This window comes from Shewanella aegiceratis (assembly GCF_019457495.1).
In the GTDB taxonomy this organism is placed as follows: domain Bacteria; phylum Pseudomonadota; class Gammaproteobacteria; order Enterobacterales; family Shewanellaceae; genus Shewanella; species Shewanella loihica.
The window spans coordinates 1,199,761-1,222,474 of record NZ_CP080416.1; the positions used below are offsets into that span (position 1 = coordinate 1,199,761).

Annotated in this window: 20 protein-coding genes and 1 other annotated feature; of the genes, 10 read left to right on the forward strand and 10 right to left on the reverse strand. The window is 52.5% G+C overall.

Annotated elements, in window-relative coordinates; all coding sequences use genetic code 11:
* Nucleotides 1-213: 213 nt before the first annotated feature.
* Entirely contained in the window at nucleotides 214-549 is a 336-nt protein-coding gene (locus K0H80_RS05330) for a hypothetical protein (RefSeq protein WP_220073345.1), read from the forward strand.
* Between the two features lie 76 nt (nucleotides 550-625).
* Here the strand turns inward: K0H80_RS05330 and K0H80_RS05335 are convergent, their stop codons facing one another.
* Together K0H80_RS05335 and hpf are read right to left on the reverse strand one after the other, a co-directional pair.
* Nucleotides 626-2,590: a chorismate mutase gene (locus tag K0H80_RS05335; RefSeq protein ID WP_220073346.1), complete on the reverse strand. Its 1,965-nt coding sequence runs from the start codon at nucleotides 2,588-2,590 to the stop codon at nucleotides 626-628.
* A 50-nt stretch (nucleotides 2,591-2,640) separates the two neighbouring features.
* Nucleotides 2,641-2,763: a sequence feature (Phe leader region), on the reverse strand.
* 831 nt (nucleotides 2,764-3,594) lie between these two features.
* Nucleotides 3,595-3,969 carry a ribosome hibernation-promoting factor, HPF/YfiA family gene (gene hpf, locus K0H80_RS05340; protein ID WP_011864877.1) on the reverse strand — a complete coding sequence of 125 codons (375 nt, stop codon included), beginning with the start codon at nucleotides 3,967-3,969 and terminating at the stop codon, nucleotides 3,595-3,597.
* Between the two features lie 274 nt (nucleotides 3,970-4,243).
* On the opposite strand from hpf, the gene K0H80_RS05345 reads away from it, so the two are divergent.
* Nucleotides 4,244-4,927, forward strand: a complete 684-nt coding sequence (locus K0H80_RS05345) for a cytochrome b/b6 domain-containing protein (RefSeq protein WP_258406182.1) — start codon at nucleotides 4,244-4,246, stop codon at nucleotides 4,925-4,927.
* A gap of 153 nt (nucleotides 4,928-5,080) precedes the next feature.
* Here the strand turns inward: K0H80_RS05345 and K0H80_RS05350 are convergent, their stop codons facing one another.
* Nucleotides 5,081-5,542 carry a c-type cytochrome gene (locus tag K0H80_RS05350; protein WP_144201136.1) on the reverse strand — a complete coding sequence of 154 codons (462 nt, stop codon included), beginning with the start codon at nucleotides 5,540-5,542 and terminating at the stop codon, nucleotides 5,081-5,083.
* A gap of 230 nt (nucleotides 5,543-5,772) precedes the next feature.
* Between K0H80_RS05350 and trpR the strand changes: the two genes are divergently transcribed.
* Nucleotides 5,773-6,048: a trp operon repressor gene (gene trpR, locus K0H80_RS05355; protein WP_041406996.1), complete on the forward strand. Its 276-nt coding sequence runs from the start codon at nucleotides 5,773-5,775 to the stop codon at nucleotides 6,046-6,048.
* 75 nt (nucleotides 6,049-6,123) lie between these two features.
* Here trpR and K0H80_RS05360 read toward each other — a convergent pair whose 3' ends face one another.
* Entirely contained in the window at nucleotides 6,124-6,555 is a 432-nt protein-coding gene (locus K0H80_RS05360) for a hypothetical protein (protein ID WP_220073348.1), read from the reverse strand.
* A 117-nt stretch (nucleotides 6,556-6,672) separates the two neighbouring features.
* Nucleotides 6,673-7,287, reverse strand: a complete 615-nt coding sequence (gene slyD, locus K0H80_RS05365; RefSeq protein ID WP_144201142.1) for a peptidylprolyl isomerase — start codon at nucleotides 7,285-7,287, stop codon at nucleotides 6,673-6,675.
* Between the two features lie 716 nt (nucleotides 7,288-8,003).
* Between slyD and thrA the strand changes: the two genes are divergently transcribed.
* From thrA to K0H80_RS05385, 4 genes are all read left to right on the forward strand, one after another.
* Nucleotides 8,004-10,472, forward strand: coding sequence for a bifunctional aspartate kinase/homoserine dehydrogenase I (thrA, locus tag K0H80_RS05370; protein WP_220073349.1), 2,469 nt, complete (start codon nucleotides 8,004-8,006; stop codon nucleotides 10,470-10,472).
* On the forward strand, nucleotides 10,469-11,419 hold the full coding sequence (gene thrB, locus K0H80_RS05375) for a homoserine kinase (protein ID WP_220073350.1): 951 nt from the start codon (nucleotides 10,469-10,471) through the stop codon (nucleotides 11,417-11,419). The genes thrA and thrB overlap by 4 nt, the downstream gene beginning before the upstream one ends.
* Before the next feature lie 13 nt (nucleotides 11,420-11,432).
* Nucleotides 11,433-12,716, forward strand: a complete 1,284-nt coding sequence (thrC, locus tag K0H80_RS05380) for a threonine synthase (RefSeq protein ID WP_220073351.1) — start codon at nucleotides 11,433-11,435, stop codon at nucleotides 12,714-12,716.
* A gap of 350 nt (nucleotides 12,717-13,066) precedes the next feature.
* Nucleotides 13,067-13,363 (forward strand): hypothetical protein, encoded by a 297-nt coding sequence (locus K0H80_RS05385; RefSeq protein WP_220073919.1) that lies wholly within the window; start codon nucleotides 13,067-13,069, stop codon nucleotides 13,361-13,363.
* On the opposite strand, the gene nfo is transcribed toward K0H80_RS05385, so the two are convergent.
* Nucleotides 13,360-14,211, reverse strand: a complete 852-nt coding sequence (nfo, locus tag K0H80_RS05390) for a deoxyribonuclease IV (protein ID WP_220073352.1) — start codon at nucleotides 14,209-14,211, stop codon at nucleotides 13,360-13,362. The two genes, K0H80_RS05385 and nfo, sit on opposite strands and share 4 nt — an antisense overlap.
* Before the next feature lie 132 nt (nucleotides 14,212-14,343).
* On the opposite strand from nfo, the gene K0H80_RS05395 reads away from it, so the two are divergent.
* The 3 genes from K0H80_RS05395 to K0H80_RS05405 all read left to right on the forward strand — a co-directional run bounded on the left by K0H80_RS05395 (nucleotide 14,344) and on the right by K0H80_RS05405 (nucleotide 18,128).
* Nucleotides 14,344-16,368, forward strand: a complete 2,025-nt coding sequence (locus tag K0H80_RS05395) for a hybrid sensor histidine kinase/response regulator (RefSeq protein ID WP_258406183.1) — start codon at nucleotides 14,344-14,346, stop codon at nucleotides 16,366-16,368.
* Complete coding sequence (locus K0H80_RS05400; protein WP_220073354.1) at nucleotides 16,365-17,459, forward strand: response regulator transcription factor; 1,095 nt, start codon at nucleotides 16,365-16,367, stop codon at nucleotides 17,457-17,459. The genes K0H80_RS05395 and K0H80_RS05400 overlap by 4 nt, the downstream gene beginning before the upstream one ends.
* A gap of 126 nt (nucleotides 17,460-17,585) precedes the next feature.
* On the forward strand, nucleotides 17,586-18,128 hold the full coding sequence (locus K0H80_RS05405) for a hemerythrin domain-containing protein (protein ID WP_011864890.1): 543 nt from the start codon (nucleotides 17,586-17,588) through the stop codon (nucleotides 18,126-18,128).
* A 64-nt stretch (nucleotides 18,129-18,192) separates the two neighbouring features.
* Here K0H80_RS05405 and K0H80_RS05410 read toward each other — a convergent pair whose 3' ends face one another.
* From K0H80_RS05410 to K0H80_RS05425, 4 genes are all read right to left on the reverse strand, one after another.
* Nucleotides 18,193-18,384 carry a DUF3545 family protein gene (locus tag K0H80_RS05410; protein WP_011864891.1) on the reverse strand — a complete coding sequence of 64 codons (192 nt, stop codon included), beginning with the start codon at nucleotides 18,382-18,384 and terminating at the stop codon, nucleotides 18,193-18,195.
* A gap of 228 nt (nucleotides 18,385-18,612) precedes the next feature.
* Nucleotides 18,613-20,250, reverse strand: a complete 1,638-nt coding sequence (pgi, locus tag K0H80_RS05415; RefSeq protein WP_220073355.1) for a glucose-6-phosphate isomerase — start codon at nucleotides 20,248-20,250, stop codon at nucleotides 18,613-18,615.
* A 13-nt stretch (nucleotides 20,251-20,263) separates the two neighbouring features.
* Nucleotides 20,264-21,220 (reverse strand): transaldolase, encoded by a 957-nt coding sequence (tal, locus tag K0H80_RS05420; protein WP_144201158.1) that lies wholly within the window; start codon nucleotides 21,218-21,220, stop codon nucleotides 20,264-20,266.
* 273 nt (nucleotides 21,221-21,493) lie between these two features.
* Nucleotides 21,494-22,597, reverse strand: coding sequence for an OmpA family protein (locus K0H80_RS05425; protein WP_220044572.1), 1,104 nt, complete (start codon nucleotides 22,595-22,597; stop codon nucleotides 21,494-21,496).
* Nucleotides 22,598-22,714 lie beyond the last annotated feature (117 nt).

Here is a 22,714-nt window from a genome sequence, read left to right on the forward strand (position 1 = left end):
TCAGCAAGGATCTCGCCAGTTTTTTCGGCATCTCTTTTAGTAGAGGCGCTATTGCCAGCGCAGACAGTTTGGACTCTGCCAGCAAAATTGTCGCGATGGGATAAATCGATCGCAAGATTTGCGCTAAAGACGATGACACAGTATGGTTAATGATAGGACTAGGCGCAGAATTGCATCTGGTTCACCCTTTATCCCCTGTGTGGAGCGCCCCTAATGGTATCGACTACGTCACAGCCTGTCGTTTTAGACGACCATAGCCTTGGCCATCTACTGTATGCCTTGATGTCGGCCTTTCCGCTGCTGTTACTGCCGCCTCTGTTTGCCTTGGTGATCAGTCTCGGGCAGAAGGGGGATAAGATGAGCAGCTTGCTCTATTCACATATTCGTTGGCAGCGTTGGTCGATTATCTCCTTGTTTTCGCTATTATTGCTGGCCTATTTAGTGCCCCAAGGCTGGATGGCCGTGACTCTGTCACTGCTGGCGCTCTTGTGGTTTTGTCATCGCACCATCAAAGGTTGGATGAATCTGGTGGATGGCTTGGCGATTTAAGCTTATCGGCATAAAAAAAGAGGACCTCTGGTCCTCTTTTTTTATGCCTTAGCAGCTCTTGTTATGACACAAGTGACTAGCCACGGTAGAGACGGGCGAGGATGTCGCTATGCCCCTTAAGTTGCTCTGGGTCACTCACGCCCAGCACCAGGCCATCGGCCTTGAGCGCCTTAGCTGCGCCCGCTTGGCTGGCAAGCTCCTCTTGCTGACAGGCGTAGCGGGTGTTGAGCAGTACCGGCAGGTGGCTTCTCTCTTTGAGGCTGATCAAGCCTGATAGATCTAAGGTGGGTCGCTGCTGCTCGTTGAAGGTTCTGATGCCGGCCTCGCTCAGGGCCAATTGTTGATTGCCTGCGGCTAAGATGATCTCGGCGGCGCCCAGCCACTCATCCAGGCTGGCCATGGTGTTTCGCTCTAAGATCACTGGCATGTGCAGGGCACCAACTTGTTCGAGTAGATCGCGATTGTGCATCTGCTTGCCGCTGATCAGCAGCATGTCGGCATGATCGCTGGCGAGGGTCAGCTCGCTCTCATGTTCGATGGCGACGATACAAGCCAGATCAAACTGGTTCAGGGCTCGGCGCATCTCACTTAGTTGGCGATTGGCCATGGGGTTAGTATTTAGCTCGCTGACGGTCACCGCCTGGAAACCCGCCTCCTTTATCTGTTTCGCCAGTTGGCTGAAGTGGCCAGACTCTTGGGTCAGCGCCAATTGAGCGATGGCGCCAAACTGACCGTCGCCTATCTGTAGCTGTCTGCAGATGACGCTGGTGACCAGTGGATGTTCGGCCAGGCTATGACGCTGGTGTTTGGCATCCTGCTTCTCTTTGGCCTGTTGGTCCGCCTCGCGGCTGGTGGTGGGCTCTATCATCAGCTGACTGTTGCTTAGCTGGGTGGGGTTGACGGTTTCGCAAGGGTAGCACCCCAGCACCTTGATGAAGCGGGTGATGCGCTCCAGCTCCTTCAATGCCTGCTGCATCTCGTCGCTGGCAAGATTCGCGTCGAGATCCAGATAGAACATCTCTTCCCATGGCGTGCCTGGAATAGGGCGGGATTCGAGCTTACTCATGTTGAGATCATGGGCCTTTAAGATAAGCAGGGCTTCCACCAGGGCGCCGGGCTTCTGTCCCGTGGCCATGATGAGGGTTGTCTTGGCTGGCAGCTGCTCTGGCACCGCAATCGCCTTCCTGGCTACCACTATGAAGCGGCTCTGGTTAATCTTTTGGTTGGCCAGCTCGCGCTCGACAGCCTCGAGTTGATACAGGGCGCCTCCTTCGACGCTGCCGATGGCGGCGACGCTGTTATCGTCGGCCTCGAGTACCCGCTCCATGGCCTCGGCGCTGCTGGAGCAGTATTCCAGCTTGAACTCGCCATGTTGGCTCAGGTAGCGACTGCACTGACTGATGGGTTGCGGATGGGCATAGATGGTCTTGATCTGCTTTACATTGGTGCCCGGCTTTGCCAGCAGGCAATGGCCCACCTCTATGGTGGTCTCGCCGACGATGGCCAGGCTGGTGTGCTGCAGCACGTCATAGACTTCGTTGATCGAGCCTGAGGAGGTGTTCTCGATCGGCAGGAAGCCATAATCCGCATGACCGGATTCCACCGCCTGCACTATCTCATCGAAGCTCTTGCAACCCAGATCCTGCATGCCCACCTGACGGCGCTCGCAGTAGCGGGTGGCTGCGAGATAGGAGTAGGAGCCGCGGGCGCCCAGATAGGCGATGTTGTATTGCTGCTTCTGAAAGTCTGGATTGGCACGGCCCTGTAGGTAGGCCTGCTGGTTCAATACCGAGTCTTCGATGATGCTCTGATAGAGAGAGAGGACATAGTGGGCGTCGAGTCCCTGTTCGCGTCCCTGCTTAACCAGGCGGGCCAGCAGCTCTTTCTCTCTCTGGGTGTCGCGTATCGGGCGAATATCGACCTCTTTGCTGCGGGCGACATCAAGGCTCAGTGCCCGTCGTTTGGCCAGCAGTGCCAGCAGTTCATTGTCGAGTGCGGTGATCTGTTCCCGGGTATGGCTAAGGGGATGTGGTTTGGTCATGCTGTCCTCTGTCGTTGAACGCTTCTCGATTACTAATACAAATAACTACAAATAAAAAAGCCCCCCATAATGGGAGGCCTTGGAATTTTTACTTTCGTTTTTACACCGAAATTCCGCCTCCCTAGAAGGGTGGAATAAAAAAGAAAGTAAAAAAAGCTTGGGTGTTCATTTTCATAGCCTTCAAATTAAGCCCTGCTCAATACCCTGTCAATCAAAAAAGGGACAAAGTGAGAATTTATCCCTTTGGGAATAAGCCGCCGGCTCTGGCTAGGGGAATGCCATCAATAGAAAGCGCACCAATTGAGGTGCGCCGGGAGAGTAAAAGATCAAAATTTAAGATGGGGCATCCTCCTTTGCTTGTCGCCTGCAGATGAAAGCACTGCGGCAGGTGATAAGGGAGAGGCAGCGGGCTAATCGACTAGCGGTGATCCAATGGCCTGTTAACGTCTACTACGTTGGTTTGCCTTGATTGGTTATCTGGCTGCCTCAGTTAGGGAAAAAGCACTCAATATTAAAATGGGACTGCGCTCCTTTCTCACTACTTAGGGGGCAATAGTTTGAGATTATCTCAGCGGCCACCCTATGGCTCTCGGGGACGACTTGTTTGGCGCTATGCCTGGTTCCTATTTGGGCTCATCTTAAGCCTTAGGTTGTGTGAGTCGCCTACAATAAATCAAACGTGAAAGATTAACGTCTTGCGTTTGGCTAATGTGACCTCTTACTCCTGTGTTGGCTTGCATGTGACATCAGAGACGGCACTTAATAGTAAGTATAACAAGGGCGGACAACATAGCTAGTTCGTTAGCTGAGTTCCACGGCTTCTTATTGAAGGCCTGTGGCTGGTTTGAATGTCCGTCCTCGATTTTTGCCTGTCGCTGTACCTTTATTTAGGTGGCGATTTAATTATCCACCAAGTTTGGGTAAGTGGCTTTTGTGCCAGTTCGTTAGCGTTCGTTCCTCGGTCTATGCCTGAGGCGATGTTTCGCCACTTACCGTTAAATCTGTTACGCCGCGTATTCCTTATCTATTGTCTCGTCATACTCGTCGTCTAATTCGGCGCTTTCTGGCGTTGGGCTTGTCGCTGGAGCCGTGTAGCGAGCTCCTTCCGGTTTGTGGCTGAGGCGATTGAGCTGTTTCTCCAATTTCTGACCCATTGCATTGATTGCTGCATAGAGATCTTTGTCTTTCGCCTGAGCAAATAGGGTGTTGCTTGGTATACCGACTGAAGCTTCTATCTTAAATCCTTGCTTCTCTTGACCTATGATTACATGTGGATTTATGAGCTGTACATCGTGTCTACTTAGTTTTTCTAAACGGCTCTCGATACGTTCACGGATAGGAGTGGTGACTTCGAAATCTTTACTTGTAATCTTTATCATATGTCGAACCTTTCGTTGTTTCCTTGACTTCAGATTACCAATTTAGCCCCCATAAAACGTGATCTAGATCAACTTTTTACTGCCATTATTTTCCGTTCGTTGGTTATTTGAGCCCTTAGACAAAATTGCAAAATAAACATTAGGAATGACTTGTATTTCTCTATTTTAGGCTGCATATTTGACTGGATAACACTGCTTACATAAATCTATTTGCCTCTCCCTATCGCTTCAAATATCATCAATTTCATTATTTTCTAAAGCGATGAGTTATAAGATGTCCTCAGTAGAAAACCCTCAGTCTGGCCAGGTAAAAATTAAGGTATGGGATCTGCCTACGCGCCTGTTTCACTGGTCCATGATAGCGTTGCTCGGTGGTCTATGGTGGAGCGCCGAGGTGGGGGAGATGCAATGGCATCAGGTATTTGCCTACGGCCTATTGATCTTGATTGGCTTTCGTATTCTCTGGGGCATAGTGGGCAGCGAGACCTCGCGCTTTAGTCATTTCGTTAAGTCGCCGACTCAGGTGCTGGCCTATGTCAAACAGCCACAGGGTCGTAGCATAGGCCATAATCCGCTCGGTGGTTATATGGTGGTGGCGATGATTTTGGTGCTGGTGGCGCAGCTCACCACAGGCCTGTTTGCCACAGACGAAGTCTTTACCGAAGGGCCGCTATACAGTTATGTGAGCAGCGAGCTTGCCGGGACCCTGACCTGGCTGCATAAGCAAAATTTCAATTTACTCCTGCTGCTGGCGGTTTTGCATATTCTTGCAGTGATCTGGCACGGTATTAAAGGCGAGAAGTTGGTGGGCGCCATGATCACCGGCTATAAGAGTGTCAGCCGCGAGAGCGTTACCGAGTTTAAGTTTCGCTCAGGCCTGATGGCCCTGACCTTGGTCGGCGTGTTAGCGGGCTTAGTGGTGAACTATCTGATTTGGCCAATCGCGGCCATGCTTTAGCGCTATTAGGTCGAAGCGGTATTAAATTGAAGCGTGATTGGCCGCGCTAAAGCAAAGGATAAAAAAAGGGAGCTTAACTGCTCCCTTTTTTATTCGTCTAACGAGTTATCTTGCTGGTCGTCTGACTAATCGTCTGCAATAGTCGAGTTTGAATTAGTCTTTCTTGTAGACGTCGTGGCAACCCTTACAGCTCTTGCCGGTATTCATAAAGGCTTGCTTGATCGCGTTTTGATCGCTTGATTGTGCGGCAACGGCGAGTTTAGCGGCGTTGTCTTGGAAAGCGCTCATCTTAGCGTCGAAATCGGCCTTGTCGCTCCAGATCTTTGCCAGCGCATCTGTGTGGCCCTTGTCAGAACCGGCAACGAATCCTTCGGCTGGTAGCTTGCTCAGTGCGGCAACGTTTTGTGCACGCATAGCAAAGACTTCGGCGTCGAACGGCTTCTTGCCCTTAAGCATAGCGCCCATGTCGCCAAAGTTGTGAGCGATCAGGCCAAAAGCAGATTGACGATAGTGGATCGCATCGTCTGTCTCTTTGAAGTTATTGGCTTGTACCGCTGAGGCCAGTAAGGCACTGCCGGCTAGGGCTAGCAGGCTTAATTTAAACTGTTTTTTCATGGCAATCATTCTCACTACTTTGTGGTTTTATGTGATCTAACGCAAACATTCTAATCTTAATTAACTATCAGATACTATAGATTTTTCTTTAAAAGTCCGGCCAAAATGTGTCCGAATGTGTCTAACCCTTAGGCGCTCGACTAACAGCATCGATGGCCCAGATAGCCAGCGCGACAGGTTTCTTGGTACACTTGCTTGTACTGGTAGGCAATGACAGCTTAGGAGCCAAAGTGCGCGCAAATTGGGATCTGGTTTTAGAAAAAGTGGTCAACCATCAAGACACCGACGCCTTGATGGATCTGTTCGATTTGCTGCTCACCGAAGAGGAGCGCAGTGCCATCGCAGGGCGGCTGAAGGTGTTTCAGGCCTTGCTGCTGGGAGAGATGAGCCAGCGGCAGATTGCCGCCGAGTTCGAGATCAGTATCGCCACCATCACACGTTGTTCAAATTACCTCAAACATATGCCAGCAGAGCAGCGCGAGCGCATCAAGGCGCTCATTCTCTAACGGCAAGCTTTTACACGGCTCATTCTGTTAACGACTCAGTTTGTTAACTAGCAGTTCTATCCGGAAGCTCTCTAACTAGATCACCCGAATAGTCACGGGTAGTTGGTGCTGACGATAGCTGCGGCGCTGCGCCAGACGAAACAGCGCGAAACTGGCTAATCCTGCACCGGCAAACATCAGATATTTAGAGTCGCCATGGCGAAAGACAAACAGGGCGCCTAGCAGGTATGCATAGGGCAGCAGATTATAAAGGGCTTCGGGCAAGAGTCCGCGCCTGCGACGCTTGGGATTGTCGCTCCGCCGGTTCTGTGAGCGCATATTGAAGATACGCGCGCCGAGCAGGAAGATTATCACGGCTAAGAGCACGGGTAGGGGCGCCGGACTCAGCAGTATGGTGATTGCTGCGATGAGCAGGTAGATGGCTGGGAGTTTTTCATAGACGGGCTGAGCTATCATGTCGATATCCTTATCGTTAATACGCAGCGAGCTGATTTTGTCTTGAAGCATAAAATAAAAGAGTCGGCTTCACCTAATAAAAGGTGGCCGACTCTGTTCAGAATCCTACCTGAGATTGACGCGCCTGCGTCCAACTAAGGCTTTAGATTGAGTGCTTAGCGTTAGAGCTTAGTGCTGGCAGCCGCAACCGCCGTTGCCGTCACAACCTTCTTTAGCTGGCTTCTCAGGATCTTCGCTACAGCAACCGCCATGGTGGCCATGACCTTCGCCGCCACAGCAACCACCCTCATGGCTATGCTCGTGGCTACCACAGCCGCCGGCCGCATGGATATGGCCATGGGCGATCTCTTCGGCGCTGGCGTCGCGTACTGACAGTACTTCAACGGTGAAGTTAAGGGTTTGACCCGCGAGTGGATGGTTACCGTCAACCACGACCACATCGTCTTTCACTTCGGTGACTTGTACCGGACGTTGGCCCATCTCTGTTTCGGCGATAAAACGCATGCCTGGCACGATATCTTCGATATCGCCGAAGGCTGCTAATGGGACATCTTGGCGTAAACCATCGTGGTAAGGACCGTAAGCCTGCTCGGCTTCTACGGTAACGTCGAGCTTGTCGCCAACACTTTTGCCTTCGAGCGCCTGCTCAAGGCCTGGGATCATGTTTTCTGCACCGTGAAGGTAAAGCATTGGCTCACCTTCAAATGAACTCTCGATCAACTCGCCTTGCTGGTTCGTTAAGCGGTAATGGATGCTAACAGCTTTGTGTTGGGTGATTATCATATCGCCTCCAATTCAGAATGTGGCGGCATTTTAGCTCGCTTTGTTGGCCTTGGCGATGACCTAGCGCAGCTTCTTGAGGGAAAATCGGTAAATTTTTTTTCATTAGCCTAGGTCTTGGAAGAAGGCGGGCAGGTCTAATAATTTCATTTTGATTTGTTATTCATTATTTGTGGGAAAATATTTTATTTTGTTGGTGGCTAAATTAGTGGGTTAACAGTAGATTTTGGGTCTCTCATTTCGGTAGGCGAGTTAGGTGTATTAAAGCCAGGTCTTATACTGGGTTAGATTGTTTGTGTGTTTCTATCCTGCTGTTTAGTAATGCTTTATATGTCAAATTGATGAAGGTGTTTTGACAGTAAAGCTAAGTCTAATTCACCCTAAAATGACTGGAAATCTATCTCTTGTCATGTGATTTTAAGGCCCGCGCTACGCCCGGTGCCCAAAGTGTATTTTTATAAAGTTTCATTTCAGGGGTTGACACCTTGGGGCAAAAAAGGCAATTCTGTAGAGACTTCAACCAATATGTTTTGATACGACGAAAAGAATTTAAATGTTTAGCCTTAATCTCGTAGTAACCACCATTATTACAACCACCACGATTACCAGCGTGGGGGCCGGCTAAGCATACTCGAAAGAAATGATTTGAAATGACTAAGCCCGCTCCCCATCAAGGAGCGGGTTTTTTTGTTTCTGGGGCGCGGTACTAAGGAGAGAAGATGAAGGTAATGAAGTTCGGTGGTACCTCGCTGGCCAACTGGCAGAGGTTTAATAGTGCGGCGCAAATCGTCTTGGCTTCGGCCGCAGAGCAGCCGACGGCAGTGGTATTAAGCGCCCCAGCAACCGTGACCAACGGTTTGCTGGAGATGGTCGACCTGGCGGTGGCCGGAGATGATTTCGCTCCCGTCTTGAGTCAGGTGCATGAGGTCTTTAAGACCCTCTATGGCCAAGCGGCCAGCGAGGTGCTGAGCGCCGAGCAATCCGATAGCCTAGAAGCTTTTCTGGCGGCGCAGCTAAAGCACTGGCAAGACAAGCTACAAGGCGTAGTCTTGCTGGGTGAGTGCCCCGACGCTGTTCGCGCCGAGATAGTGGTCGGTGGCGAGCGCCTCTCGGCGGCGCTGATGGAGCAGTTGATGTTGGCGGCGGGCGTGTCGACAAACCAACTGGTGCCACAACAGTTGTTTGTGGCCCACGGGCCGGCGCTCGAATCGGTTGTCGATATCGCCGCCAGTAAGCAGCACTTTGCCGAGCTTTCTCTCGATGCCCATCAGGTGTGGGTGATGCCAGGCTTTACCGCCGGTGACAAGGATGGTCGTGTGGTCACCCTGGGCCGTAACGGCTCAGATTATTCGGCGGCCGTGCTGTCGGCCTGTATCGATGCCAGCTGCTGCGAGATCTGGACCGACGTGGATGGCGTCTATAACACTGACCCACGTGTCGTCGCCGATGCTAAGCTTCTGACTCAGCTCAGTTATCAAGAGGCGATGGAGCTGTCTTATTTCGGCGCCAAGGTGCTACACCCTAAAACAATCGCCCCAATCGCCCAGTACCATATCCCTTGCTATATACGTAACAGCTTCAACCCTCAGGCGCCCGGCACCTTAGTGTCGAATCAGGTGGACGAGACAGGGCTGAACGTTAAGGCTATCTCTAATCTCGACGAGCAGACCATGTTTGATATCGCCGGTCCCGGCATGAAGGGCATGGTGGGCATGGCGAGTCGTACCCTGGGCGCCATCTCCCGCTCTGGGGTATCAGTCTCCCTCATCACTCAAAGCTCTTCGGAATACAGCATCAGCTTCTGTGTGGCGACCCAGGATGCCGAGCGGGTGCGCCTGGCACTGGAGCAGGAGTTTGAGTTGGAGCTTAAGAGCGAGATCCTCGAGCAGATCGCCATGCGCCACAATCTGGCCATCGTATCCCTGATCGGTGACGGCATGCGCACGCACAAGGGGGTCGCCGGTAAATTCTTCCAGGCCTTGGCCCAGGCCAATGTCAACATAGTGGCCATCGCCCAGGGCTCCTCCGAGCGCTCCATCTCGGCGGTTATCGAGCTGCGTAAGACCAAGCATGCTATCGCCGCCTGTCATCAGAGTTTCTTCGATGTGCAGCACTATCTGGATGTCTTCCTGGTAGGCTGTGGCAATGTGGGCGCCGGCCTGCTTGAGCAGATCAAGCAGCAGACAGAGATGTTGAAGGCCCAGCACATTACGGTGCGCGTCTGCGGCGTGGCCAACTCTCGCCACATGCTGCTCGATGCCAAGGGGATAGATCTCAACCATTGGCAGGGACTCCTGGCCGACAGCCAGCAGGCCTGCGACCTGGATAAGATGCTCGCCTGGGCCAAAGATCAGCAGCTACTTAACCCTGTGCTGGTGGATTGTACCTCTAATGAAGCCGTGTCAGATCAATATGTTGCGGTAATGAATGCCGGCCTGCATGTGGTTACTCCTAACAAGAAGGCCAACACCCGTGACTATGGCTACTACCGCGCCCTGAGACAGACAGCTTTGCATCAGCGTCGCCAGTTCCTCTATGAAACCACGGTTGGTGCAGGCCTGCCGGTTATCGACAACCTGAAGAAGCTGTTGTTCGCCGGTGATAAGCTGCAGAAATTCAACGGCATTCTCTCGGGTTCACTCTCTTACATCTTCGGTATGCTCGATGAGGGGATGAGTCTGTCGGAGGCGACACGTATCGCCCGTGAGAAATGCTTTACCGAGCCTGACCCAAGAGACGACCTTAGCGGCATGGACGTGGCCCGAAAGGTGCTGATCCTTGCCCGCGAAGTCGGCATGCAGATAGAGCTGAGCGATATCCAGGTAGAATCTGTGCTGCCGAGTCATTTCGACGCCTCTGGCGATGTCGAGACCTTCATGGCGAACCTGATTGCACTTGATGGCGAACTTGCCGAGCGCGTAGATAGTGCCAAGGCGGCCGGTAAGGTGCTGCGTTATGTGGGACAGATAGACGAAGAGGGCTGCCGGGTGAAGATCGTCGAGGTGGACGCCAAGGATCCCCTCTACAGCGTTAAGGGCGGTGAGAATGCGTTGGCCTTCTATAGCCGTTACTATCAGCCGATCCCATTCGTACTGCGCGGTTATGGCGCGGGCACAGAGGTGACGGCGGCGGGTGTGTTTGCCGACCTGCTGAGAACCCTTAACTGGACACGGGAGATGGGCGTATGAGTTTAACGGTTTATGCGCCGGCCTCCATGGGTAACGTCGGAGTCGGCTTCGATCTGCTGGGCGCTGCCTTGGCGCCTATAGATGGCAGCCTGCTCGGTGATCGCGTCGCCATTGAATCTGCGCCCCATGGTGTATCGCTCAGTCTCGCCGGTCATTGGGCCGACAAGCTACCGGCGGCCAGCGAAGATAATATCGTCTACCAATGTGCGACCTTCTTTCTCGAGCAGCTAGGGAGCCGCGCCGGCGTTGCCATGACCTTAGAGAAGAACCTGCCGGTGGGCAGCGGCCTTGGCTCCAGCGCCAGCTCTGTGGTCGCCGCCCTGTACGCCCTGAACGAGCATTTCGACCGCCCCTATGATAGCGACGCCTTACTGAGGCTGATGGGGGAGTTTGAGGGCAAGATCAGCGGCTCGGTCCACTATGATAATGTGGCGCCCTGTTACCTTGGCGGCATGCAGCTGATGCTGGATACCCCTAGCGCCGTGTGTCAGGGCCTGCCCGTGTTTAAAGACTGGTATTGGGTCGTGGCTTACCCTGGGATCTCCCTGTCGACCGCTAAGATGCGGGCCCTGCTGCCGGCGCAGTATGATAAGTCGGTGGCGATCGATTTTGGCCGTTACCTGAGCGCATTCGTACACGCCAGTTACCGTCAGGATGCCAAGCTGGCCATAGAGGTATTAAAAGATGTGCTGGCCGAACCTTACCGCGCCTCGGAAATTCCCGGCTATGAGCAGGCGCGTGCCGCGCTGGCTGAGCTTGGCATGGCCACCACGGGGATCTCGGGTAGTGGCCCCACGCTGTTCTCCGTGACCGATAACCTGGAGACGGCTAACAAGGCCAAGGCCTGGCTGGATGCAAACTATGTCACCTCCGGCGCGGGTTTTTCCCATATATGTCAAATCGATATGCTCGGCACGCGCCGTGTAGATGCAGCAATTTTAGATTAATAGGCGGATCAAGATGGAACTCTATAACTTAAAGCACCCCTCACAGAAGGTTAGTTTCACTCAGGCGGTCAAGCTGGGCCTGGGGAAAGATCGTGGCCTGTTTTTCCCTGTCTCTATCCCCAAGTTAGATAATGTCGATGCGCTGTTGGCGATGGACTTTGTCGAGCGTTCTAAGGCGATCTTGGGGGCCTGGTTGGCCGACGAGCTGGGCCAGGAGATGGTAGATGGTTTGGTAGAGCGTGCCTTTAACTTTGAGCTGCCGCTGACCAAGGCCGATGACAGACGTTTCTGCCTGGAACTATTCCATGGCCCGACCCTGGCATTTAAAGACTTCGGCGCCCGCTTCATGGCCCAGTGCCTCAATAGTCTGGCCCAGGAAGATAAGCTCACCATATTGACCGCCACCTCGGGTGACACCGGCGCCGCCGTGGCCGATGCCTTCTATGGGCTGGATAAGGTGCAGGTGGTGGTGCTCTATCCAAAGGGCAAGATTAGCCTGCTACAGGAGAAGATGTTTACCACCCTGGGCGACAATATTCATACCGTGGCGGTGGAGAGTGATTTCGATGCCTGTCAGGATATGGTTAAGGCCGCCTTCGAAGACAGCGATGTACGTGACGGCCTGCATCTTAACTCGGCCAACTCTATCAACATCAGCCGCTTGCTGGCGCAGATCTGCTACTACTTCGAGGCGGTGGCCCAGTTTAAACAGACCAATCAAGGCGATCCCGTGATCGCCGTGCCCAGCGGTAATTTCGGCAACCTGACGGCGGGCCTATTTGCCAAGGCGATGGGACTGCCGGTGAAGCGTTTCGTGGCGGCCACCAACAGTAACGACACCGTGCCGCGCTATCTGGCCGATGGTCAGTGGTCGCCCAAGGCAACCGTCGCGACCCTCTCTAATGCCATGGATGTGGCCGAGCCGAGCAACTGGCCCAGGGTTGAGACCATCATGGAGGTGATGAACTGGCCGCTAAGCGAGCTGGTGGGCGTTGGTCTCTCCGAGCAAGATACGGTGGAGGCGCTGGATGAGCTCTATCGTGGCGGCTATCTATCTGAGCCTCACGCAGCGATTGCGGCTAAGGCGCTGTCGTTAACCATGTCGGCCGATGAGCAGGGGATCTTCCTCGGTACGGCGCATCCCGCCAAGTTTAAAGAGGTGGTCGAAGAGGCACTCAACATCGAGCTTGAGCTGCCGCCTGAGCTGCAAGCGGTGAAGGATAAGCCTATCCTGTCGGCCGAACTGCCTGCCGATTTTGCCCGCCTCAAGACTCACCTGTTTGAGACCTTGGCTTAGCTTCTACCTGGTTATTTATGCTTAACAGCCAAGGCGATAATGCCTTGGCTTTTTTCTGCCCGCTTCGGTCTGCTTTATCTTTTAGCACAGCTTTTTAGTTCAATTAGGCTCTGTCAATCCAGTTGTTTTAATCCAGTTGTTTCAATTCAGTTGTTTATATGCGGCAGCTGCTAACCTCCGCGCCGTATTTTATCAGCAAGGCGTTTGCATCGAATCGCGTCCATTACCTAGGTTGCCAAATGTATCAATGACCTTGAGGTCGGCGTGATGATTATCACAACCAAGCTCTGCTAAATCACTTATCTTACAGGCCTTTTTCTTTAGCTATTATTTGACAGAGCCGTGACGTGTTGCATCTTAGAGTGATTTTACCTGGCCTTTGTTTACTGACAGCCTGCGCCTCAAATGAGCCACAGCTCTATTCTCGAATCAATGAGGCCTATGATTTCGAGGTGACCCATTGCGATAGCTTCGCCATGGTGACAGGGATAGGCAGAGGGGAGGCGCCGCTGAGGGCGGCGCAGGATAATGCCAAGCAGCAAGGCGAGGCCCTACAGGGCACTCATATCGTCTGGCTACAAGAAGATCACTTCGACAGGGATAATCAGGTCAGGGTGATTGGCGTGGTCTACAAGTGCCTGCTTTAGCGTGTCTGGCTACGTAGCCAGTTGATCTCTTGCTGCCAGCTCTCAGGTTCTATCGTCTCTAATATGAGGGGGATCTGCCTGGTCGCCGGATGTTTCATGATATAGCTAAAGGCGTCCATACCTATATAACCGGCGCCGAGGGAGTGGTGCCTGTCGACCCGGCTATTAAGCGGTGTCTTGCTGTCATTGAGGTGCATCGCCTTAAGATAATGGTTGCCCACTATGGCATCAAATTGGCCGAAGCTCTCCTCGCAGGCCTCGAAAGTGGTTAAATCGTAGCCGGCGGCAAACATGTGGCAGGTGTCGATACAGACACCGACTCGGCTCTTATCTTCTACCTTGTCGATGATCTGTGCAAGCTGCTCGAAGCTATGGCCCAGGTTTGAGCCCTGGCCTGCGGTGTTTTCTATGATGGCGCTGACGCCTTGCGTCTTGTCCAGTGCCAGATTGATCGATTCGCTGATGCGGGCCAGGCACTCGTCTATGTCTATCTTGTTGAGATGACTACCGGGATGAAAGTTGAGCAGGGTCAACCCCATCTGTTCGCAGCGCTGCATCTCGTCGAGAAAGGCTTCTCGCGAGCGCGCTAGCTGCTCCTCATCTGGATGGCCAAGATTAATCAGGTAGCTGTCGTGGGGCAGAATGGCATCGGGGCGAATATTGGCCTGCTCACAGTTGGCCTTGAAGGCATCAATCTGCGAAGGGCAGAGCGGCGCCGCCTGCCAGCGTCTCTGATTCTTGGTGAACAGGGCAAAGGCATTGGCACCTATCTTCTGTGCGTTCAGCGGCGCGTTGGCGATACCACCGGCGGCGCTAACATGGGCACCGACCCAATGAGTGTCTGGCATTTTTCCTCACTAACTTTAAACAAGTTTATAAATTTTATCGGTATTTTGAGCGATTTTCCTAAGCTGGACTATGCTCAATGATAGGCATTTCGCCCGACTTCTTCATTTTTCAATAGTGGAATGGACTCTAGCGTGTTTAAGGATCTCTCTCAATCTGAATTTATGGACTTTGGCCCGGCCTTGATCGCCCAACTGGGGAAGTTACAGGGACAGTTTATTCGCGGTGACGATGTGCTCTTGCCCTTGTGTCGTATTCTGGCCGATAGCAGCGGCGCCGAATCTGTGATGATTCTCTCCCGTCGTCTGCTGGCCAGCGACGAGATGCCGGCCGATGTGACCTGCTGGTGTCGGGATTCCATGCGTTATATCACCCTGTGGCGACAGGTGAAAGACTGGCCGCTGCTGGATGGCCAGCGGGGGGCGCACCAGTGGCAACGCTTCGTGGTTTGGCCCATAGAGGGGCTCGACGTCAATATCTTCTTCTATCGCCCGGGCAAGGGCTGGCTGTCTTTTCTCACCTCCTATCAGACCTTCATTGCCGACAGCATTAGCGGCATGTTGTTGCAGCAGAGCCAGGATTGGCAGCAGAGCCGTAACGCGCAGATCATCAAGTCTATCGACACCCAGATGTATCAGTCTATCGTCAGTAATAGCGAAGATATGATAGTGGTTGCGTCGCGTCAGAAGGGGATGGCGCCGGTGATCATGTATGCCAACGCGGCGGCGACCGCCATCAGCCAATATCCACGCAGTCAGCTTATCGGCAAGTCGATCGAACTCTTCTTCGGCGATCAGGACGACAAGGCGCTGGAGCTGCTGGAGGCGATTGAGCTGCGCCTTGAGTTTACCGGCGAGCTGGTCTGCTCAACTGCCACCGGGGAGAAGGTGATCTTGCATACCCATCTAATTGCCCTCAACGAGCAGTATGAAGATGGCAGCCTGTTTACCCTGGTGGGCCGGGACATCACCGAGCAGAAGCTGATGCAAAATACCATGGCCCGCACTCAGAAAATGCAGGCCATGGGCCAGCTGGTGGGGGGCGTGGCCCACGATTTCAACAACATCTTAGGTGTGCTCAAGGGCAACCTGGAGCTGATGGAGCTTAAGGGCAAGGATGAGTCTATCGCCCGCTATCTGGCCACGGCGCTCAAGGCCTGTCAGCGCGGCACCGACTTGACGCGGCGTCTGCTGCAGTTTTCCCGGCAGGAGCAGTTCAGTGCCCAGCCGGTGCAGGTCAACGAGGTGCTACAGAGCCTGGAGGAGCTGCTGGAGAAGTCCTTGACCACCCAGGTGAGCCTCAATATTCAGCCTCAGCCATCGATGCGAGATATCTGTGTCGATCGCGGCGACCTCGAAGATGCGCTGATCAATCTGGTGCTGAATGCCAAAGATGCCATGCATGGGGAAGGGCAGATCACCATAGTGACCGGCGAGCAGTATCTGTCGGGCTATCTTCCCGGCGTGGGCAATACCGTCAGCACAGATAACCGGGATTATGTCTGGGTGTCGGTGATCGATCAGGGCGGAGGGATCCCTGATAACCTGCTGGATAAGATCTTCGAGCCATTTTTTACCACCAAAGACAAAAGCAAGGGGACCGGGCTCGGGCTCTCCATGGTGTATGGCTTCGTTAAACGCTCCAACGGTTACATGAGCATCATGCGCACGGGTACTGATGGCACTGAGATCCGCCTCTGGTTTCCGGCCATCAAGCCTGTCGAGCGGCAGATTGAGCGCCAGCACAGTCCGCTTGAGTATCCCAAGGTCGCGCACCCCATCAAGGTGCTTATCGTCGATGATGAGCCGGATCTGCTCGAGGTGCTGTGCGATTACTGTCAGATGATGGGGATGGAGGTGCTGGCCTATACGGATCCTCTGCTGGTCAAGGAGCAGTTTAAGGATGGTATAGATAATATAGACCTCATCATCTCAGATCTCTTGATGCCGGGGGGCATTAACGGCTATGAGCTGGTGACCGACTTGAGCGTGCATCGAACGATTCCTGTGCTGCTGATCTCAGGCTATGTCGGCGATGTCGGCATCAGCAGTCGGGAAGATCTGCCGTTTCAGGTGCTGCAGAAACCCTTCGATATCCGCGCCTTCGTACGTGGCCTCGAAGAGATAGGGATTGAGTTTGTACAAGGAGAATTGCGATGAACAACATGGAGATTTGGGTTGTAGACGATGACAGGGATTACTGCGAGTTGATCGTCGAGATGTTGCAAGATGAGTTCAAGGTGAGCCCCTTCTATGGTGCGGCGGATTTTCGCGCCGCCCTGCAAACCCAGAAGCCGGATCTGCTGCTGATGGATATCAACCTGCCCGATACCGATGGCATTACCCTATGCCGTGAGCTACAGGCCAGCAACCAAGAGGTGGCCGTGCTGTTTGTCTCAGGGATGAATACCCTGGAGGAGCGCCTTAAGGCCTATGAGGTGAATGCGGTGGATTTCATCGCCAAGCCGTTTGAGCTCAAGGAGTTGCTGGCCAAGGTGCACAGCGTCGCCCACTATGTGATGAAGCAGCGGGAGCTGATCCAGGCGGAATCTGTCTCACGCAATATGGCCTTTCAGTCGATGACGGAGTCGTCACAGTATGGTTGTGTGCTGCAGTTCTTCCGTCAATGTTTTCTCTGTAACGATCATCAGACCCTAGCGGATGCCTTTTTTGATCTGATGCAGCAGCTCAATCTCAACACCTGCCTGGAGATACGTGGGGAAAACGTGGAGTATTTTGCTCCCATGCATGCCGCCATCAGCCCCATCGAGTCGAATATTCTCGAGCTATTGGACAAACATGGTCGCCTGTATGATTTTGGCTGCCGCACCATCTGCAACGACAAGCATGTCTCCTTCTTGATCAAGAATATGCCGATAAACAATGAGGTTCTCTACGGCAGGCTGAGAGATATCATCGCCGTGGTGGTCGAAGGGCTGGAGGCGCGCGTCTTGGATATCAGTCGCCAGCAGACGCTGACACAGGTGTTTCTCGACATCGAATCGCTTATCGGCGATATCAACGTCGCGACCCTAGAGCATGATGAGAAATTTAGTGCGGCGCTCATTAACATGACCACAGAGATCCGTGGCAGCTTCCATGTGCTGGACATGACCATAGAGCAGGAAGATTATTTTACGGCGCTTATCGAGCGTAATCTGAAAGAGGTGAAATCGGCCTCCGAGGCCTTTACCCGTCTGCAATCTGCGCTGGGCAAGGTGATGGACGTGCTCGGGGGAAGCGTATCTTAAGTGATTATTTTATGTTCGTTTTTCTTGATCTGAGTCACGTCATCATGACGGCTTACATATTAGTGTGAGTAAAAGTTCAACAATTTACTATAGTAACTAAAGGCGTCTAGAAGGTTGGAGGTGACGATGTTAGCGAGACTTCATAATGACCATAAACATATCGCGATACTGTTAAATATTCTTAAAAATAAGCAGCAGCGGCTGCAACATGGCGAGGCCGTCAACTTTAATCTGATCCGAGATATCGTCGAATATATGCAGAGCTATGCCGAGCATAGTCATCACCCGCTCGAGGATCTGATCAACGAATTCTATATTCAGACCCATCCCGAGGAGGCCTTGGAGAAGCAGTTGGGGGAAGAGCACCATAACCTTATCGAAAGCTCAACCAGTCTGATGTCTACCCTAAACCTTATCTTAAGTGACGTCCCGGTACAGAATGAAACCTTGAGCCAGGCCCTGAAGGAGTATGTCGAGGCGCAGCGCAATCACATGATGTATGAAGAGGGTAAGTTGTTCCCCATCTGGGAGGCGGGGATGACAGAGGCCCAGTGGCAGGAAGTGGCAGACAGATGCCAAGAGAAGTTGATCTGCGACCCATTATTTAGCGATGACGACAACCTACTCTTCGAAGAGTTAAAAGAGTATCTGGCCAAGGCCGATGATTAACAGCTAATCACTAACAACCTATAGATACAAAAATAGCGCCTAAGGCGCTATTTTTATTGTTTATTTACATCAGAAGGTTATCTAAGTCGTATTCGAAACTGCTGTCGATATCCTGAAGCTCTTTAATCAAACGCTGTTTCTCTTTGATAGCCTCTATTTCACGCCATTTTCGCTTCTTGTTGGAGCTTCGCGAACGACTGTTGGGTCTTTCAATGACGGTATCATCTAGCGCACTACCATAATCTAAGCGATTCATGGCAACCTCCTGTTGTTGTATTTTTTCTCAACAATTAAATATCACACTTCCAATTTATGGTGCAAGAAAAATGTTTCAATAATGTTAAGTCTGGGTGAATCATTTATGGCGCAACAGGCGGTTTTTTGCCCCTAGGATGGGAGGTCGCGCAGGTTTGCTGGTGGATATTACTGCAGATAACAAAAAAGCCAGTGAAAACTGGCTTTTTTATCGGCTAAGGTTGCTGGCTTAGAGTTGGCCGCGTCTAAAGAGATTGATGAGGGCGTTGCTGGAGGCATCCAGCGCCTTAGCCTCTTCATCGCTTTGCAGACGTGCGAGCACATCGTTGCCTAGGGTCTTACCGAGTTCGACGCCCCATTGGTCGAAGGAGTTGATGTCCCATAACGCGCCTTGAACGAAGGTTCTATGCTCGTACAGGGCGATCAAGGCTCCCAGAGTTTCCGGTGTCAGCTTATCCATCAGCAGGGTGTTGCTTGGCTTGTTGCCTTCCATCACCTTGTGCTTAGCGATCAATGCCTTCTCTTCCTGGCTCAGTGAGCTGCCGTCGAGCTCGGCGAGTGCCTCATTGAAGGTTCTGCCTTGCATCAGCGCCTGAGTCTGGCCAAAACAGTTGGAGGCTAGCTGCACATGGTGTTCACCGAGCGGGTTATGGCTCTGCAGTGGCAGAATAAAGTCTGCCGGGATCAGTGCCGTGCCTTGGTGCAGTAACTGATGGTAGGCGTGTTGACCATTGGTGCCTTCGCCGCCCCAGATAACAGGGCCGGTTGCATGGTCTACGTTGTCGCCATTGAGGGTGACAGATTTACCGTTACTCTCCATGTCCAGCTGTTGGAAGTAAGCCGGTAGGCCTCTGAGGTAATGATCATAGGTCAATACTACATGGGATTGTGCCTGGTAGAAGTTGCCATAGAGCAGGGAAAACAGCCCCATGATCACCGGCATATTCTGTTCGAGCGGTGCCTCGACAAAATGCTTGTCCATCGACTTGGCGCCGGCCAGCAGCTGGTAAAAGTTGTCCATGCCGATCAACAGGGCGATAGGCAGACCTATGGCCGACCAGAGTGAATAGCGACCGCCCACCCAATCCCACATAGGGAAGATGTTGTCCGCATCCATGCCAAATTCGGTTGCCTTGGCCACGTTTGAGGTGACGGCGACGAAATGCTTGGCGATATCCGCTTGGGTACCGCCATTTTCCAGGAACCAGGCCTTGGCACTCAGGGTGTTGGTCAGTGTCTCTTGGGTGCCAAAAGACTTAGACGACATCACGAATAGTGTGGTTTCCGGATCCACCAGACGCAGCTTCTCACATAGTGAGGTGGCATCGACGTTGGCGACGAAGTGACACTTGAGCGCAGGATTCCAGTATGGTCTCAGGGCCTGAGTAACTATCTTAGGGCCTAGGAAGGAGCCACCAATGCCTATGCTCACGATATCTGTGATCGCCTTGCCCGTGTAGCCCTTCCACTCGCCAGAGGTGACTGCCTCGACAAACTTGGCCATCTTGGCCTGAGTCTGTTTTACCTCGGGAACGATATTCTGGCCATCGACCAAAATAACCTCGTCGGCCTCAGCTCTGAGGGCCGTGTGTAGCACGGCGCGCTTTTCGGTGTTGTTGATGATCTCGCCATTGAACATGGCGCGGATCTTATCGCTTAGACCGGCAGATTTAGCCAGTTTAAACAGCTGCTCAAGCGTCTGCTCATCCGCCCGGTTCTTCGAGTAATCTAGCAGCAGGCCGCAGGCGGACAGTGACATCTTGTCAAAGCGCTGTGGATCGGCCTCAAATAGCTCGCGCATGTGAGGTAGCTTCGCGGCTTGTGCCTCGAGCTGGGCCCATGCGTCTTGCTGAGTAAGCTTAGTCATGACATCAATTCCCTTAGGCTTCGAGTTCTGCTTTTAGCATGGTTTCAAGTTTGCCCTGATCGATGGCAAAGTTGCGGATACCTTCGGCCAGCTTCTCTACCGCCATAGCATCTTGGTTGAACTCCCAACGGAACTCGGCTTCGCTCAGCGCTGCACCAGGAGCGACAACTTCACTGGCCGCCTGTAGTTTTTGCACGACTGGTGTGTCGCTGTTGGCCATCTCTTCAAGCAGCGCAGGGCCGATAGTTAGACGGTCACAGCCTGCCAGTTCGATGATTTCTCCCGTGTTACGAAAGCTTGCGCCCATCACAACCGTCTTGTAGCCGTGACGCTTGTAGTAGTTGTAGATGTTGGTGACTGAGACAACGCCTGGATCTTCTGCGGCGCTGTACTCTAGGCCAGTGTCTTTCTTGTACCAATCGAGAATACGGCCGACGAAAGGCGAGATCAGGTAAACACCGGCTTCGGCACAGGCTCTGGCCTGGGCAAAACAGAAGAGTAGCGTTAGGTTACAGTTGATGCCTTCTTTTTCCAGCTCTTTGGCGGCGCAGATCCCTTCCCAGGTTGAGGCGAGTTTGATCAGGATACGAGACTTGTCTATGCCGGCTTCTTCATAGAGCTTGATCAGTTTATGCGCCTTCTCGATAGAGCCAGCCTTGTCGAACGAAAGGCGAGCGTCCACCTCGGTAGAGATGCGGCCAGGAACAATCTTTAGGATCTCCAGGCCTATATTGACCGCCAGCTTGTCACCGGCATCTTCGACCTGCTGAGCCAGATCGTCACTCTGCGCCTTGGCCCATTCGATGGCATTGGCAATCAGGTGCTTGTATTCAGGAATTTGGGCTGCTTTTAGGATAAGAGAGGGGTTGGTGGTGGCGTCTTGTGGTTGATAACGCTTGATGGCTTCGATGTCACCGGTATCGGCAACTATGGTAGTGATAGATTTGAATTGCTCTAGTGTATTAGCCATGAAAATTACATCCTTCTTAAGAAGCAGCTTAAGTGTGTGGTTTACTAACGGCTATTAGACGCGATTTTGCCGATATTTCCAACCGTGAATGAAAAAAAATTACAGAAAAGTTGCTAAATATCAGTAAAAGGCATTTTTGCCGTCGCCGATTAGTGAGGCTGACGCTTGTGCTAAACGGACTTAGAGTATAACCATTAAATTATGACAGGAAAAAAAATCGCTGCCTAAGCAGCGATTTTTAGTGAGGTCGATCATTAAGTTAATCGTGAAGACTTACTTTAGAACCGGCTCTTTACGCACGCCAGTGACGTGGGCTTCGATGCGGCGGTTAGCCTTGTTGGCTTCGGCGCTTTTGCCTTCGATCAGAGGCTGAGTGATACCGTAACCTTTAGCGCTGACGCGATCTTGGCTGATACCGTACTTGCTAACCAGCAGCTCGGCAACGGCATTGGCACGACGCTCTGACAGATCCATGTTGTAGTCTGGGTTACCTACGTTAGAGGCGTGACCACCGATCAACACGGTTGCGCGTGGGTTTTGGTTCATGTAGTTGGCCAACTTTTCGATTTGACCGTAAGACGCAGAGTTCACCACGGCTGAGTTGTTGGCAAAGCGAATTGAACCTAGTTCATGCTTTTCGGTGACTTCGCGGTAAACCGTACAACCATTGGCATCAACCTTGTGGTTGCTTGGCGTGTTGGCACATTGGTCTTTGTCGTCAGTCACACCGTCGTTGTCTGAATCTTTTGGTGCAACAACCACAGGTGCAGCTACAGCGGCTGGTGCTGCGCGACCAAAGCGGTAGCTCAGCTCAAGACCCCAGTAGTTGCTTTCCATCTCAAGTGTGTTCCACTTGTCTTCGTCGAGATTCTCATAACGGCGATACTTGGCTTGCAGCTTGAGGTTGTCGGTAAAGTTGTAGCCGATACCCGCACCAAAGTATGGTGCAACACCGCTGTCGCTGTAGTACTCGCTACCCCACTGTTTGTTGTTCGACAGTAGGTAGTTCATTGCACCCGCTTCGGCAGACAGGCTCCAACGGTCGGCAAATGGCCAGAAACCTACCAGGCCGAGTGTCATACCGCGAGCACCGACGTCGTTTAGTTTGTTGGCATAGTCGACCCACTCGGCACGGCCTAGGTCACGATAGCCTAGCTCGACTCCGAAATAGTCGTTAAAGAGGTAACCACCAAATACGTCCCAAGCATAAGGATCGTCTTCACCACACTGCTTCATGGTCTTCTGATCGCAGTTAGGCTCGTAGTTGTTAACGCCTAAACCGCCACCGACATACCAAGGGGTGAGTTCTTGTGCTGCATTGGCTGCAAATGGGAGCATTGATGTAAGCAGAATAGCTTTCAATGTATTGTTCATCATTTTCCAATTCCTTTGTTTTACTATCTTCCCCCATGCTGTTTTTATCCAGTAAAAACATGCCAGCACTTTGTGGGGGGACTCCTTAGATATTATCGCTAGCCTCTGTATTATCTTACG